The organism is Aquimarina agarivorans (assembly GCF_000218485.1).
Lineage (GTDB): Bacteria > Bacteroidota > Bacteroidia > Flavobacteriales > Flavobacteriaceae > Aquimarina > Aquimarina agarivorans.
The window spans coordinates 1-16,809 of sequence record NZ_AFPB01000118.1; the positions used below are offsets into that span (position 1 = coordinate 1).

The 16,809-nt window shown below is 34.7% G+C and carries 14 protein-coding genes; 11 read left to right on the forward strand and 3 right to left on the reverse strand.

Annotation, left to right across the window (positions count from 1 at the left end):
* Positions 1–140 precede the first annotated feature (140 nt).
* The gene (gene recA / locus GMC_RS0105935; protein ID WP_010521276.1) at positions 141–1,157 is read right to left on the reverse strand and encodes a recombinase RecA; all 1,017 of its coding nucleotides are present in this window, start codon (positions 1,155–1,157) and stop codon (positions 141–143) included.
* Between the two features lie 138 nt (positions 1,158–1,295).
* On the opposite strand from recA, the gene GMC_RS0105940 reads away from it, so the two are divergent.
* A complete protein-coding gene (locus GMC_RS0105940; RefSeq protein WP_010521277.1) occupies positions 1,296–1,943 on the forward strand; it encodes a hypothetical protein in 648 nt (215 codons plus the stop codon).
* 457 nt (positions 1,944–2,400) lie between these two features.
* On the opposite strand, the gene GMC_RS19260 is transcribed toward GMC_RS0105940, so the two are convergent.
* Positions 2,401–3,537, reverse strand: coding sequence for an ISAs1 family transposase (locus GMC_RS19260; protein WP_010521278.1), 1,137 nt, complete (start codon positions 3,535–3,537; stop codon positions 2,401–2,403).
* 365 nt (positions 3,538–3,902) lie between these two features.
* Here GMC_RS19260 and GMC_RS0105950 point away from each other — a divergent pair, with 365 nt between their 5' ends.
* The 10 genes from GMC_RS0105950 (at position 3,903) to GMC_RS21630 (ending at position 16,435) form a co-directional block, all read left to right on the forward strand.
* Positions 3,903–5,429: a hypothetical protein gene (locus GMC_RS0105950; protein ID WP_010521279.1), complete on the forward strand. Its 1,527-nt coding sequence runs from the start codon at positions 3,903–3,905 to the stop codon at positions 5,427–5,429.
* A 143-nt stretch (positions 5,430–5,572) separates the two neighbouring features.
* Complete coding sequence (gene trhO / locus GMC_RS0105955; RefSeq protein ID WP_010521280.1) at positions 5,573–6,604, forward strand: oxygen-dependent tRNA uridine(34) hydroxylase TrhO; 1,032 nt, start codon at positions 5,573–5,575, stop codon at positions 6,602–6,604.
* A 169-nt stretch (positions 6,605–6,773) separates the two neighbouring features.
* Positions 6,774–8,108, forward strand: coding sequence for a PSP1 domain-containing protein (locus GMC_RS0105960; RefSeq protein WP_010521281.1), 1,335 nt, complete (start codon positions 6,774–6,776; stop codon positions 8,106–8,108).
* A gap of 209 nt (positions 8,109–8,317) precedes the next feature.
* On the forward strand, positions 8,318–8,848 hold the full coding sequence (locus GMC_RS20570; RefSeq protein WP_138940577.1) for a gliding motility lipoprotein GldH: 531 nt from the start codon (positions 8,318–8,320) through the stop codon (positions 8,846–8,848).
* Complete coding sequence (locus GMC_RS0105970; RefSeq protein ID WP_010521283.1) at positions 8,814–11,186, forward strand: penicillin-binding protein 1A; 2,373 nt, start codon at positions 8,814–8,816, stop codon at positions 11,184–11,186. Before GMC_RS20570 ends, GMC_RS0105970 begins: the two co-directional genes overlap by 35 nt.
* A gap of 466 nt (positions 11,187–11,652) precedes the next feature.
* Entirely contained in the window at positions 11,653–13,914 is a 2,262-nt protein-coding gene (locus GMC_RS0105975) for a T9SS type A sorting domain-containing protein (protein ID WP_010521284.1), read from the forward strand.
* Positions 13,915–14,050: 136 nt separating this feature from the next.
* Positions 14,051–14,746: a CoA transferase subunit A gene (locus GMC_RS0105980; RefSeq protein WP_010521285.1), complete on the forward strand. Its 696-nt coding sequence runs from the start codon at positions 14,051–14,053 to the stop codon at positions 14,744–14,746.
* 29 nt (positions 14,747–14,775) lie between these two features.
* Positions 14,776–15,411 carry a peroxiredoxin gene (locus tag GMC_RS0105985; RefSeq protein WP_010521286.1) on the forward strand — a complete coding sequence of 212 codons (636 nt, stop codon included), beginning with the start codon at positions 14,776–14,778 and terminating at the stop codon, positions 15,409–15,411.
* Positions 15,412–15,467: 56 nt separating this feature from the next.
* A complete protein-coding gene (locus GMC_RS0105990) occupies positions 15,468–16,124 on the forward strand; it encodes a 3-oxoacid CoA-transferase subunit B (protein WP_029489627.1) in 657 nt (218 codons plus the stop codon).
* Between the two features lie 152 nt (positions 16,125–16,276).
* Positions 16,277–16,435 (forward strand): hypothetical protein, encoded by a 159-nt coding sequence (locus GMC_RS21630; RefSeq protein ID WP_157998139.1) that lies wholly within the window; start codon positions 16,277–16,279, stop codon positions 16,433–16,435.
* A 25-nt stretch (positions 16,436–16,460) separates the two neighbouring features.
* Here GMC_RS21630 and GMC_RS0106000 read toward each other — a convergent pair.
* A partial coding sequence (locus GMC_RS0106000; protein WP_010521288.1) for an IS1595 family transposase occupies positions 16,461–16,809 on the reverse strand: 349 nt, incomplete at its 5' end.

The following is a 16,809-nucleotide window of genomic DNA, read 5'->3' on the forward strand; positions in this document are numbered from 1 at the left end:
TTTTTATGTATATAACACTAACTGATAATTATTAATCAATCAAATGCTTTATGCCGGTACTGATTTCAAATTATTTAAATAAAAATTTGAGATTGGTATTATTAACAGTAAAAAGAACCATTGGAATGGTATAAATAATACTATTCTTCTTTAGCTAGTTTAATAGCCGCAAGTATTTTTTCTTCCAGTTCTTCCATCAATTCAGGGTTATCTAAAAGTAATTTTTTAACAGCATCCCTACCTTGCCCTAATTTGGAGTCCATGTAGCTGAACCAAGAGCCACTTTTCTTAACAATTTCGTAGTCGACACCTATATCAATAATTTCGCCAACTTTTGATACGCCTTCACCGTACATAATATCAAATTCAGCAGTTCGGAAAGGAGGGGCTACTTTGTTTTTTACCACTTTAACCCTTGTTTTATTTCCTTGAACTTCACCGTTACTGTTTTTTATTTGAGTAGATCTACGGATATCTAAACGTACTGAGGCGTAAAATTTAAGGGCATTACCACCAGTAGTTGTTTCTGGATTACCAAACATCACACCAATTTTTTCACGTAATTGATTAATAAAAATAACCGTACAGTTGGTTTTGTTTATGGTGGAAGTAAGTTTTCTTAGGGCTTGCGACATTAAACGGGCGTGTAATCCCATTTTTGAATCTCCCATTTCTCCCTCAATTTCACTTTTTGGAGTCAGCGCAGCTACCGAGTCAATAACCACAATATCAATAGCTCCTGAGCGAATTAAATTATCAGCAATTTCAAGTGCTTGTTCACCATTATCGGGTTGTGATATGACAAGGTTTTCAATATCAACACCTAATTTTTGTGCATAAAAACGATCAAAAGCATGTTCTGCATCAATAAAAGCAGCAATACCACCAGCTTTCTGAGCTTCGGCAATAGCATGTAAAGTAAGGGTTGTTTTACCTGATGATTCTGGCCCAAAAATTTCAATAACCCTACCGCGAGGCAATCCGCCAACACCCAAGGCAAGATCCAGTCCTAGTGATCCAGTAGAAATGGTGTCTACTTCAACAATGGCGGCATCTCCCATTTTCATAACGGCACCTTTACCATAGGCTTTGTCAAGCTTAGCTAGGGTCAATTCTAAAGCTTTTAATTTGTCATCTTTCTCTTTATCAGCGCTCATACGTATAATGTCCTATTAATTTTAAAGTAGGGCTAAAATACAAATTTAAGCAAGGAAAATTAAGGCTTATCTGAAATGTTTTGAAGCAGTTTAGAATGTTAACAATGTGTTAAACGATAAATTAAAAAACTAAAAGTCATGAGAAAGAACATTTTTTTATTTGCATTTTCATTGGTGCTGTTACTATTAGGAGTAACATCATGTGAGGAGGCACTTTCAACAGAGGACTGCGTACTAATTAACGCCATGGAAATTAATACTACGGAGCTAAAGGCTTCCGAAGGTAACGACACTCTAACTTATGCATTCACGCCAAGCAATGCAAAATTTTTAAATTTAGCATATACCTGGTCGATAAACGGTCAGGAAATTGAAGGAGCTACAAAATCATTCGATGTTTGTTTTACAGCTATTCCAGAAAACGCAAGTAGTTGCGTAGTTGAAAGTATTTGTACATCAGTAACAATAGACAGTTTAGAGGAAGAAACAGTAGCTGAAAGTTGTGATGATATAGTATTTACTCCAGTAATTAATATGAACGGAAATGCTTCTGAAAAAGCATCATCTGGTGTACAAGCTACAGGAGAAAAATTAGTTAATGTAACTTGGATTTTAAATGGAAAAGAACTTTCTGATGAGGATAGGGCTGAATTTGGTGTAATTAATATTCATCCTGAAATTTCAGTGTTTGGATTTGATCCAAACTCTGGAGATCAGAATATCGAAATAATAGCGCAAACTACAGACTGTGCTAAAAGCTTTTCTTTTACTGCTAATGTTGATTAAAATTCAGTAGCTACTGTTTCAAATCAAGAAATTAAGGTTGTTGATGTGCCTTAAATTGTAGCGCCAGTAGCACGTGTAAATTCTCCAAATATTTATCTTGGAGGAACTACTTTGTCAGCTACAGTAATAATACCCCAATTTAATTTTTACTTAGTATAGTTAATAAAATAAGTATGATGCTTATTTATAACCAGTGTATACACTAGGAGTGTAAGCTGGTTTTTTTACGATAGTTTTTATTACTACTAAAAATAGTGCTAGGCTATTCCCTAATACTCCAATTGTACCGGTTCTGATTTTGAATTTCTCAAATAAAAATTAAGTATTTATTGTTTGGATAAAAAGGAAACATAAGCGCAGCCTTAATTAAAGGAGTCTATTGTTTTGAAGTACCCAACAGAACCATTTTGATGGGAAATTTGACGTTGGGTGCAGGGTTAGTCCAAGGCAAAAGCATTTAAAACCCTAAAACTTTCTCTCGATATTCTTTATTTACTAATGCTTTGAATCTTTTATTGTTTTTACTTTTTTTAAGAGTGGTTTCTTTATTGACAAGAGTTAAAGCTGTTTTTAAGATAATATTGAAATTTTCTGCAGAGTTTCTAATTCTTTTTCTGGCAGAATCTTCATTAAATATCACATCAAGTACCCAGTGCAATTGAATTTCTATAGACCAATGCTTTCTGATAGCATTATTTATGGTTTTAGCATCTTTGGATAAATTTGAGATATAGAAACGAGTTTCATTAGTTGTTTTTTGTGATGATTTATGATAAACCTCTTTTTCTACCACTATAAATGACCTCAAATCTTTCCATTGTTCAGCATTTTCAAGATGACTTAAATTAGTATAGATTTTACAGACTCGCTTTTCCACTCTTCCATGACCACAATCATCTTGCTCGATTATCTCAGTGGGTCTTTCTAATTGCAGTGTGTCTTTTATGGCTAAGTGCAGTGTTCCTTGATTTGCTTTAGCTGCGATAATATAATTAGCATTTTTAGATCTTATTTGTTCTACGATTGCTTTTTGACAACCCATCGCGTCAATGGTAACGATACTTTTTTCAATGAATAACAGTTCTAATAGTTCTGTGATTGCACTGATTTCGTTACTTTTATCAATGACTTTGACTTGACCCAAGCATAAACCTTGATCTGTTGCCATAGCACTAACAATATGCGGAGTTATACTTTGTGGGGATGATACATTTTTTGCACCTCGCACTGTTTTTCCATCCAAAGCGATAACTTCTAAAGTACTTGGATTGCGTAGGGAATCTATCCAATTCCTAAAGCAATTTTGAAAACTTGATGGATCTAATGCCATAAAAAACCTACGCATTGTATCTTTTGAAGGAAGTCCATTAGAAAAAGAACCATGTTTCTTTAGCCATTCCATCTCGTGTTCACCAAACATCAATATACGATCCCATTCTTGACAACCACACAATACAGCGCTAAAGGTAAGTAATAGAATATCAGACATACTATGTCTCAAATTTCCTTTGTTAGTACGGCGAGGGTCTTGCAAGTTTGAAAAATAAAGATTAAGAAAATTCCTGTTAAATTTTGAATCCGAAGTAACTGACATTTTTTTTAATTCCCCTAGTGGAGAACAATGCCCTATGCATAGCGCAAATTTAAAAGAATTTTAAGAATTTTCAAAAGTTAAATGCTTTTGCCCTGAGGGTTAGTCAATTACATTAATTTCATTTGAAGATTTTTCGCTAATGGTTTATATAAAAGCATCTATTTTTATAAACAAATGAATGAGTTATTGGGGTTTATGTAAATAATTGATTAGTAATAATTTAAAAAAAATTAAACTTTGATAGGCCTGGTGGAGAAGGAATATAATATGTCAATAAAATGTTAAAATAATTAATTAAATAGGGTAAATAAAGAATGGCGTGTTGTTCATGTATCAAACAATAAATTTAAAAAAAACTAAAAGTCATGAGAAAAAACATTTTTTTAATTGCATTTTCATTGGTGATGTTACTGCTAGGAACAACATCATGTGAGCAAGAGCTTTCGGCGGAGGATTGCGCAGCAATCAATGCTATGGAAATTAATACTACGGAGCTAAAGGCTTCCGAAGATAACAAGTCAGTAGCCTATGCATTTACGCCAAGTAATGCAAAATTTTTAAACTTAGATTATACATGGTCGGTAAATGGTCAGGAAATTGAGGATGTTACAAAATCACTATTTCAATACACATTTACTGAAAACGGAACATTTGAAGTTTGCTTTGTAGCTATTCCAAAAAATGGAAGCAGTTGTGTAGTCGAAAGTATTTGTACTAGCTTAACTATTGATAGTTTAGAAATAGAAGAGGCAGCAGAGGGATGTGATACTATCGAATTTTCGCAAATTGCAGGATTAAGTGCAAATGCATCTGGTTTGGTATCAGTTCCAGTACAAGTTAAAAATGCGGATAATTTAACCATCAAATGGTTTTTAAATGGAGAAGAGCTTTCAAACGAAGATAGACAAGCTTTTGGTTCTGGAAATGTATTAAATAATATTACAGTATACCGATTCGACGAAGCGGGTAGTTATGATATAAAAGTAATTGCAAGTTCAGAATCATGCGAAGGAAAACAATTAAGCGTAACAGCAGTTGTTGATGCTGATTTAGGAGTAACTATCTCGGATCAAAAAATAGAAGAAGTACCCGCTGAAGAAGAAGGATCTGAGGAATCGGAAGAGCCTACATCAGAGTCAGAAACGGCTTGTGATGATTTAGAATTAGGGATAACTAAACTTGAAAAAAGAGGTAATAGAGCGATATTAGAAATTAAGCCAAGAGATTTCTTTAGAAACACGGTTAATGAAACTGTAGTGGAATGGACTATTAATGGAAAAGTATTTACAAGAGAAGAATTAGGTCAATCGCCCGGAACAAATACTTCTTTATTTACTTTTACGCAGTTTAAAGATGGATTAAATACAGTAGAAGTAAAAGTAACTACACCAAGTGCATGTGCCGAAGGCGTGGTATTAAAAGGAGAAGTAGTATTTGAAAATGAAGCTGCTCCTGTAGCGCCAGTAACACCAGTTGAGGAAGAGCCAGCTGCACCTGTAGCGCCAGTAACACCAGCACAACCAGTTACAGAAACGCCACCTACACCTTCAGCCCCACCAGTGCAATTAACTTGTAATGATTTGTTTTTAAGAACAAGTTTTAGAAGCACAGGGAATGGACCTAAAAATATACAATTAGTGATAGAGCCAAGAGGAGGATCTGATATCAGAGATAAGAATTTAACTACAATAGTTTGGACCATTGATGGAGCTGTTTATTCAGAAGAAGATATACTCAAAAACCCTTTAAATACTATAACTAGAGTGCTAGGAGATTTTAGTAATATACGAGTTACACTTGAGCCAGGTCAGCACACTATCGAAGCACAAGTAACTTCTGCTAATATATGTTCAGGAGGAGTAACTTTAAAAGAAACAATTACAATACAATAATAAGTAGTTATTTTTAAAATTAGTATAGTTAAGTAAACAGTAGTTTACTTTTTAAGCCAGCGTGTACATTGAGAGTACGCGCTGGTTTTTGTTTTTGAATAAAACGTATATTTGCACTTTTAACCTTAATAAATTAGTATAGCATGCAACTGTACAATAAATTAAGCGCAGCGGAAAGAGCTACTCTTATTGAGGAGGCTGGTACGGAGCGTATTACTATTTCTTTTTACCAATACCATAATATTGGTAACCCCCAAGTGTTACGAGATCATCTTTTTTTAAATTGGAATGCTATAGACGTATTAGGGCGTATTTACGTTGCCACAGAAGGTATAAATGCGCAACTTTCAGTTCCAGCACCCAATTTTAATAAATTTAAAGCGCATTTAGATAGTATTTCTTTTTTAAAAAATGTGCGTTTAAACATTGCTCGGGAGCAGGATAATTTGTCTTTTCTTAAATTAAAAGTAAAAGTGCGTAATAAAATTGTTGCCGATGGTTTGGACGACAATACCTTTGATGTAACTAATAAAGGAATCCATGTGGATGCTAAAACCTTTAATGAATTAATTGAAGATCCTGATACGATTTTAGTGGATATGCGAAATCATTACGAAAGCGAAATAGGGCATTTTAAAAATGCAGTTACACCAGATGTAGATACGTTTCGGGATTCATTAGATATTATTGAAGAAGACCTTAAAGATCATAAAAAAGATAAAAAATTAGTCATGTATTGTACGGGCGGTATCCGATGCGAAAAAGCAAGCGCTTATTACAAGCATAAAGGCTTTGAGCAAGTGTATCAGTTAGAAGGCGGAATTATTGAATATGCCAGACAAATAACTTCTGAAAATTTAGAAAATAAATTTTTAGGAAAAAACTTTGTATTTGATCACCGCAGGGGCGAACGTATTTCGAATGACATCATTTCCAACTGCCACCAATGTGGAAAACCCTGTGATGTACATGAAAATTGTGCAAATCAAGCGTGTCATTTATTGTTCATTCAGTGCGAGGATTGTAAAAAAGCTATGAACAATTGTTGCTCCAATGAGTGTAAGGAAATAGCAGCCTTACCTTTTGAAGCACAAAAAGCCTTAAGGAAAGGAAAAGGGAATAGTAATAAGATTTTTAAAAAAGGAAGGTCTGAAGTATTAAAATTTAAAAAATGAAGTCGTCAGATGTAAAAAATTGACGTTAATTTTCTTTAATTACAAGGCTATTAAATTTATAGTATCTTTACTACTTAAGAATCTTTTTACGAATTAAACACTAATGTGTCGATTATGTGCATAAACCTAGCAATAATCAATAGATTAAGTTTTATATATAGAATAACATATGGCATGTAGTAGTTGTGCTACCAAAGACGGGCAACCCAAAGGCTGCAAAAATAATGGCACTTGTGGTACCGACGGTTGTAATAAATTGACAGTTTTTGACTGGCTTTCAAATATGTCGCTACCCAATGGAGCGAAACCTTTCAATTTTGTTGAAGTTCGTTTCAAAAACGGGCGAAAAGTATATTTTGAAAATACCGAAAATTTAACTTTAAGTATAGGAGATGTAGTAGCAACACAGGCCAATTCGGGTCATGATGTTGGCATGGTAAGTTTGGCAGGGGAATTAGTACGCGTTCAAATGAAGCGTAAAAAAATTCCAACAACGGGCGATGAGGTGTTAAAAATTTACAGAAAAGCAACTCAAAAAGATATTGATGTCTGGCAAGCCGCTCGGGATAGAGAAGAATCAATGAAAGTAAGGGCTCGGGAAATTGCAATTCGTTTAGATTTGAAAATGAAAATTTCCGACATCGAATTTCAAGGTGATGCTTCTAAAGCCACATTTTACTACACTGCGGAAGAACGCGTTGATTTCCGACAACTAATTAAGGATTTTGCCAAGGAATTTAGTATCCGAATTGAAATGCGTCAAATTGGATTTAGGCAGGAAGCCGCTCGTTTAGGGGGTATAGGATCATGTGGGCGTGAGCTTTGTTGCTCCACTTGGTTGACTGATTTTAGATCCGTGAACACTAGTGCTGCACGATACCAGCAATTATCACTAAATCCGCAAAAGTTAGCAGGACAATGTGGTAAACTTAAATGTTGTTTGAATTATGAGTTAGATGGCTATTTAGAAGCATTAAATAGTTTTCCTAAAACCGATGTAAAAATCCATACGGCTAAAGGAACGGCCGTGTGTCAAAAAATTGACATTTTTAAAGGGTTTTTATGGTATGCCTACGAGGGAGAATGGATGAATTGGTTTACAATAAAAGCGGAAGATGCTAATGAAATGATAGGCATGAATCTGAAAAAAGAAGTAGTGGAAGCTATTGAAGATTATGCAATTGATGATAAAAAAGAAATTACTTTTGAATATGAAAATGTGGTGGGGCAAGACAGCCTAACACGTTTTGATCAGCCTAAAAGATCAGGAAACAGGCGTAGAAATAACAGACGAAATTCTTCGCAAAACCAACAAAAAAATCAGAACAGGTCTGAAACCAGAGCGCGAGGGGGTAAGCAAAAAAGCGAAGACAATTCCAAGCCAGATCAAAAGAAAACGCAACAACGCAGGGAATCAAGCAATAACTCAACTACCAATAAGTCAAATAACCGATCGGGAAAAAAAGCAAAATGTAAAAGGGGGAGCTGTAGTTACGGATGTTAAAAACAAAAATACCAACCCTAAAAATAAAGCGGGGGCAAAAACGCCTGCAAACAAATCCCAAAATGCTAATAAACGAAGGTCAAAGCCGAATCAGCAAAGGCAACGACCAAAGCGCAGGCCTAACTCGGATCAAAAATCAAATTCTGAATCAAAAAATGAGTAAGTCAAGTATTCTTATTTCATTAGGATTAGGCAACCATGGTTTGCAAATGATTTTTAATGCTAAGGAAATTGTAAAAAATATACTTTGTAAACATAGTGCTAAGTATATTTTTATAGGTTTTTTAGCTTTAGTAAGTTGCGATGATCGCCAAGTGTTTGATAGCTATAAAACTATAGAGACTAGAGGGTGGCATAAGGATAGCATTGTTAGTTTCAATCTGCCTGAAATGGATTCTTTAAAACAATACAATTTGTTTTTCAATGTTCGTAATACCAATGATTACAAGTATAGTAATTTGTTTTTTATAACAAGTATCGATTTTCCTAACGGAAAAAAACAGCTAGACACGTTGGAGTACGAAATGGCAAAACCAGATGGTGAGTGGCTAGGTACAGGCGCCACTTCAATAAAAGAAAGTAAACTTTGGTTTAAAGAACAATTTAAGTTTAAGGAAAAAGGGAATTATAAAATTTCAATAAGGCACGCTATGCGCAGCAATGGATCTGAGCAGGGTGTTTTATTTTTAAAAGGAATTACCGATATTGGTTTCAGAGTGGAAACTAAGGAAACTCAGTAAAAATGACACAGAAAAAACAAACTACCAAAAAAAAATACCACCAAAAACCAATAACATTAAGTTTATTAAATGGTTTTGGATTGCATTTATAGCAGGCTTTTTGCTTATAGCGCTTTTGTTTTTGCTAGCAGGTTTAGGAGCCTTTGGTAAAATGCCTGAATTTGCTGAGTTGGAAAATCCAGAAAATAATTTAGCTACTGAAATTATTTCATCGGACGGCAAAACAATTGGAACTTTTTTTAATGAGAACAGAACTCCTGTAAGTTATAGTGAACTTCCTGATCATTTAGTAAAAGCATTAGTAGCTACTGAGGATGAGCGTTTTTATTCGCATTCTGGGATTGACGCTCGTGGAACAATAAGAGCCATGGTAAATTTAGGCCGTAAAGGGGGTGCCAGTACTATTAGCCAGCAGTTGGCTAAAATGCTATTTACTGGGGGGTCTAAAAATATTGTGGAACGGATAGCTCAAAAGATGAAAGAATGGGTGATTGCTATTCGTTTGGAGCGCCAGTATACCAAAGAGGAAATTATTACTATGTATTTTAATAAGTATGATTTTCTGTACCAAGCAGTTGGCATTGGATCGGCATCGCGTATCTATTTTGGTAAGGAACCTGCCGATTTAAAAATAGAGGAGTCTGCTACTTTAGTTGCTATGTTAAAAAACCCTATTCTTTACAATCCACAAAAAGAGCGTTTTAAAAAAAATAGTTTACAACGCAGGAATCAGGTGTTAAAGCAAATGGAAAAGCAAAAATTTATTTCTACGCAAGTAAAAGATAGTTTGCAAAATTTACCGTTAGATATAAACTTTTCTCCTGAAGGTCATGCCGAAGGAATTGCTACTTATTTTAGAGAATACCTTAGGGATTTTATGGAAAAATGGATTCAAGAAAATCCTCAATTAAATCCAGTAAGTGGCGAAAAGGAATTGTATAATATTTATAGGGATGGATTAAAAATTCATGTGACTATTGATTCGCGTATGCAAAAGTATGCGGAAGAGGCGGTAAAAGAGCATTTATCAAATCTTCAAAAAGAGTTTGACCGTCAAAATAAGGATAATAAAACAGCACCATTTAGGGATATAGAAAAAAAGGATCGCGAAAAAATCATAAAACAAGGGATGCGTCGATCAGAGCGTTATCGAGTGATGAAAGAAGCAGGAAAATCGGATAAGCAAATTTACGCATCTTTTAAAAAGAAAGTAAAAATGCGTGTTTTTTCTTGGGGAGGTGCTATTGATACTTTAATGACTCCAAGGGATTCTATTTTGTATTACAAATCATTTTTTCAAACTGGAATGATGTCCATGGAACCACAAACTGGTCATGTTAAAGCTTGGGTAGGAGGAAATAATTACAAATACTTCCAGTACGATCATGTAAAACAAGGTAGAAGGCAAGTGGGGTCAACTTTTAAACCCTTTGTTTATGCCACTGCAATTGATCAGTTAAAATTATCTCCTTGCGATAGCCTGCCTAATGTGCAGTATACTATTGAGGCAGGGCGCTTTGGAAGTACCGAAGATTGGACACCCAAAAACAGTGGAGGTGAATACGGAGGTTATTTGACATTAAAAGATGCCTTGGCTAAGTCCGTAAATACGGTAACGGCTCGGGTTATGGGGCGGATTGGACCAGTGCCTGTTGTGCGATTGGCAAAAAAAATGGGGATTAAAAATGATATCCCTGAAGTGCCATCCATTGCATTGGGAACCGTGGATTTAAGTGTTTATGAAATGGTAGGTGCTTACAGTACATTTGCCAATGAAGGTATTTATAATGAACCGGTAATGATTACTCGTATTGAAGATAAAAATGGAACAATTTTATACCAAAACGTGCCTGATCCGCGTGATGTTATTAGTAAGGAAGCTGCTTACGTTACCCTTAATTTAATGGAGGGTGTTACCAGAGCAGGATCTGGGGTGCGCTTACGTACCGGGAAGTCTTATCGTAAAGATTACAAAAGAGTAGTTACTGGGTATCCTTATGAATTTACAAATGCTATTGCGGGTAAAACAGGAACTACACAAAATCAAAGTGACGGGTGGTTTATGGGTATTGTACCTAATTTATGTACTGGTGTTTGGGTCGGAGCCGAAGATAGGGCAACGCATTTTGGATCGGTTACTTACGGGCAAGGTGCCGCTATGGCTTTGCCAATTTGGGCAATTTATATGCGCAAATGTTATAAGGATAAATCATTAAAGGTGTCAACTAATGATTTTGAGCGCCCTGGAAATTTAGGTATCGCTATTGATTGCGATGCTTATAATGAGAACAGAAAAGTGAATACCAATGATGAAGAGGAAATGGATGAATTTGAATAAATCCCCTGAATAGGCGCCAGACTATTACGATGGGAAGTAATAATTTATTGAAACAAAAAGAGAGCAGCCAAATGTTGCTCTTTTTTTATGTAAATAATTTAAAATTAGAACCAGTATCGCTGTGCCAGTAGCATTTTTAATAATTTAAAATTATTAAAAATATTTTTTTTGATATTTTAAGCTATAGTTTATGTCGATGACAGTTAACTTAAACTTTGATTTTGTTTCTTAAACGATGTTTTATAAGTTACTTAAAAAATTATTTTAGATATAAATGCTATTTAATTCGACATTAAGAGTAATTTTATGCATGTTGTGATTTATATTGTAAGTACTTACCTCATAATGATTACTGATAGTTCGGTTGTAATTAGATTTGAATTTGTGTTTTTTGTTCATTTTTCCAAGCAGAACAAATCGTACACAAAATAAATTTAACTGGTCAATTTACAACTAAAATCAAAATATGAAGTTAATTTCCTTTATTACAACATTAAAGTATTATTCATTTGTCGGTACCCTTATTTTAGTTTTGGCATCAAGTCAATTATTTGCTCAACAAATTGGAGATCCAGGCTGGGAGTTTGATAGTTCAAAATACGACAATAAATACCCAAATATGAGGGTTTGGGCTGAAGCAGGAGTACAGGGTGGAATTCCTTATCGAAATGATTATAAAAACATTGCAGAGATAAGACCAGGAGCCGATATACAAAAAGCTATTGATAATATGGCCAATAGATCTGGTGGAGGTGTAGTTTTGTTGAAAAATGGAACTTACAACTTAGGAACCAAAAGATTTCGACTGAAATCCAACGTAAGGCTAAGGGGAGAAAGTAAAAACGGAGTAAAATTAATTTCTGAGTTAAGGGAGACTAATAATAAAAGAGAAAAAATACTATTTACGTTTAATGGAGTTGAAAAAGCAGGCTTAGAAGATTTAAGTGTTGAGTTGGCTATCCCGTCGGGGGTAACAATAAATGATGATAGGAATAATCCTAAAAACAAATTTTGTAATACCTGTTGGAAAAATAATCCTAGCGGAAGAAAGGATTTGTACATACAGTTTATCGATATATCTAAGAATAGTAAAAATTCCTGGATTGATAATTGTGTATTTAAAAACTCAGGCACAAGTCCTATAGAAGTTAATGGGAAAAATATTACCTGCCGAAATAACATATTTGATACGGCCGCTAATAAAGGTGGTGGTGGCGAAGGGTACTACCTTATTCAAGGGCAAAACGGTTTATACTACAATGAAACTGTAAAAAGATTAAGACATTTTACACTACAACATGCGGCCCATTTTAATGTGGTCATTAAATGTAATTTAGAGGTAGATGTAAACTTTCATAATGGTGATAGAGGAAGTAATTTAATTGAACAAAATAAAATTACAAGTTTGCGATGGAGATCTTGGCATGCATTTTCAACAGGTGGTGCTAGGTACGGTCATAAAAAACCAGGCCCTAATAATATAATTTACAATAACGATGCTACAAATAGGGATGGTAAAAAAGGCGCATCGGGAGCAGCTAAAATTTATACCTACAAAGGGTATGGTGATCCTTCGGTATTATCAAACACTAAGCCATCAGGAGGAACGTTTTATGCGGTAAAAAGAAAAAATAATGCAGGTACTCCTCCAAAAGAGCCAGTAGTGGTGTCTCCTCCAATATCAAAGCCAACACCTGCGCCAAGTCCAACACCAAAGCCAATTCAGTCTGGTAACAAAAAGCCACAAGTATCTTTTAAAGGGATTTCCAATGGAGCAAATTTTAAAGAAGGTGTTGATTTGGATATAGAAGTTACCGCAACTGATGCCGATGGAAATATAGCAAATGTAAAATTATATATAAATAATAAATTTGTAAGACAAGAAAATGTAGCGCCATACAAATGGGAAGCAAACAAAGGTAAAGACCTTGCAAACATAAAAAAAGGAACTTATGTTTTAAGAGCTGTGGCAACTGATAATAGAGATGAAACTACTACAAGAGAGATTACAATCAGTGTAGGTAGTATTCCATCATTAAATACTATTCCAGTTGGAAAAACCATTTGGCTAAAAGCAAACCAAGGGAAGGGAGATTATGTAGTTGCAGAAAGAAATGCTGATAGAGTTCCAGTTAGAGCAAATAGAAAAAGAGTGGGTACATGGGAAGAGTTTTTAGTGGAAGATGCTGGAAATGGGAAAGTATTTTTAAAAGCAAGAGCAGCCAATCAATACGTACAAGCAAGGCTTAATGAACAATCGCAACTGTTAGCTTCAATAAATAATAAAAGAGGCTGGGAAACTTTTACATGGGAAAGTAAAGGGAATGGTAAAGTAGCATTAAAAGCGTTCAATAATAAATATGTTTCAGCCAAAATAAATACTGCAGATAAAGCTTTAATAGCAAACGCAAATGAAGCTAGAGGTTGGGAAACATTTAACTGGGGTGTAGTATCTGGAGCGAAACAATTGGAAAATAACGCTAACGTAAAAATTACGGCTTACCCAAATCCAACAGTTGATAGTATTATATTGGAGTCAGAAGAATTAACTGCTTTAGCTTCGATTAATGTTTGTGATAGTAATGGAGTTGTGTTAGAGACAATTCCTTTAGTTAATGAATTGGATAAAATAGTTGTTGATTTGACTTCTTACAGTCAGGGTGTTTATATGTTAACTTTATTAAGTTTGGAAAGCAAAGCCAAAGTAATTAAAGTGATTAAAGAATAAACAAAGAACGAAGTAAGTATAGCTTATAAAAATAGTTTAAAGGAGGCTGCGATTTGCAGCCTCTTTTTTTTATATTATTATGAAAAGCCTCTTTTAATTTTTGTATTTTTAATAGATTCTATTTTATTCGTTTTCTATGATAAATAAAAAAGTAGCAGATGTGCGTGAGGCCTTAAAAGGAGTTGCTTCCAATATAACGCTTATGTTGGGTGGATTTGGTTTGTGCGGTATTCCTGAAAATGCGATCTCGGAATTAGTTCGGTTAAAAGTTTCAGGCTTGACCTGTATATCTAATAATGCAGGTGTGGATGATTTTGGCTTGGGATTATTGTTGCAGCATAAGCAAATAAAAAAAATGATTGCCTCATATGTTGGAGAAAATAAAGAATTTGAGCGCCAAATGTTATCCGGAGAGTTGGAGGTGGATTTAACACCACAAGGAACACTAGCGGAATGTTGTAGGTCGGCTAAGGCAGGGATTCCAGCATTTTATACTCCTGCTGGATATGGAACGGAGGTGGCAATAGGTAAGGAGACCAGAGAATTTGATGGGAAAATGCATGTGTTAGAAAAGGCATTTAATGCCGACTATTCTTTTGTTAAAGCATGGAAAGGGGATGAGGCTGGTAATTTGATTTTTAAAGCCACTGCACGTAACTTTAATTTACCAATGTGTGGAGCAGCTAAAGTTAATGTAGTAGAGGTGGAAGAATTAGTGCCAATAGGAAATCTTGATCCTAATCAAATTCATGTACCAGGGGTGTTTGTTCAGCGTATTTTTAAAGGGGGAAGTTATAAGAAACCCATTGAACAATTAACCCTAAGTAACTAAAAAACATAAATAATTTAAAAAAATCAATTATGGCAGTATTAAGACTAGGAGATGTAGCTCCTGATTTTACAGCACAAACTTCGCAAGGAGAAATTAATTTTCACGAATGGTTAGGAGATAGTTGGGGTGTGCTTTTTTCGCATCCAGCGGATTATACGCCTGTGTGTACTACGGAGTTGGGCACAGTAGCAAAATATTCGGATGAATTTACTAAAAGAAATGTAAAAGTAGTCGCATTAAGTGTGGATGGTGTGGACTCCCACATGGGTTGGATAGCTGATATTAATGAAACACAGGATACCGAAGTAAATTTTCCAATTATAGCTGATGAGGATAGAAAAGTATCTGATTTATATGATATGATTCACCCCAATGCGGATAACACCTTAACGGTACGTTCAGTTTTTATTATTGGAAGTGACAAAAAGATAAAGTTAATTATTGTGTACCCAGCATCAACAGGAAGAAATTTTGATGAAATTATTCGAGTAATTGATTCATTGCAGTTAACAGCATACAGAAAACTGGCAACACCTGCAAATTGGAAACATGGTGATGATTGTGTGGTATCGCCAGCGGTTAAAACCGAAGATATTCCAGAATTATTTCCAAAAGGACATAAGGTAATTAAGCCTTATTTGCGCACAACACCAATGCCAGATTAATAATAAATGGAACTAAGTCCAGGATGTGCTCATTCTGGACTTTTATTTTTATACTCATGTTAGATAAACAAGGAATAGCAAAACGAATTGCTAAAGAACTAAAAGATGGTTTTTATGTAAACTTAGGTATCGGAATCCCCACGTTAGTGGCTAATTATGTGCCAAAAAATATGTCGGTAGCATTCCACAGTGAAAACGGATTATTAGGCATGGGCGCATTTCCCTTAGCGGGAGAAGAAGATGCAGATCTGATAAATGCGGGCAAGCAAACAGTAACTGCATTGCCAGGAGCTTCTTTTTTTGATTCGGCTACAAGCTTTGATATGATTAGAGGCCAGCATATTGACTTAACGGTATTGGGTGCGATGGAAATTTCTTGCTCAGGAGACATTGCCAATTGGAAAATTCCAAGTAAATTAGTCAAAGGAATGGGAGGCGCTATGGATTTAGTGGCTAGTGCTAAAAATATTATAGTTGCTATGATGCATACTAGTAAAAGCGGTCATTCCAAATTATTGGATCAATGTACGTTGCCGTTAACAGGAATTCATTGTGTTCAAAAGGTTGTAACTAACTTAGGTGTGTTGGAAATTACATCCAAATGCTTTTTATTGACTGAAATTGCACCAAATGTAACCGTGCAAATGGTGAAAGATGCTACAAAGGGGAAATTGCAAATTTCAGATTCATTAAAAATTGTAACTACACGTTAACAAATTCTCAAAAAAAATAGTTTTCAACAAATTTTTATTAGCAAATGTTAAAAAAGTATGCTTTTTGTCGAATTTTGATGCTTTTTGTCGAAAATTATTGATTAATTTTATTATATTGCTGCTTCAAATAAATAACCACCAATAATTTTTAAATGGAAGGGACTATTGTAAACAGCTCGGTAGCAGCATCAATTCAAAATACGAAAGAGGAGAATAATAACGTTGTCTCCAACTACAAATCTAAAAGTGATTCTATGGAGTTTCTTTCAGGAGTTTACTTTCTTATCAAAAAAGTATTCCTTTTAGGTTAATCTTAATTTTTTAATGCATATCTGCTTAGTGTCCATTTGCTGTAATGCTAGCTATTACTAGCCTGTCAAAGATTTTCTCTCCAAAATACCTTCTATTAAGTTTGTATACGAATTCGTTAAGGTAGAGTTGAAGATATTTGGCTTTAATTTTATGATAAGTCCCTACAAAGTTCCTCTTTGCATTACTGATAGCTATATGCACCCACTTCAAAGTTTCTTTGGTAGTCTGTTCATTCGATTTTTCACTCATATGTACTTCTACATAATCAGCGATATTTACATATGAAGTACTTTGATCCGTGAAGACAATAGTTTGGTCATTATCTATTGCTGATTGTAAAGTATCATCCGTTTGATCTGCTTTATGGCTTGTT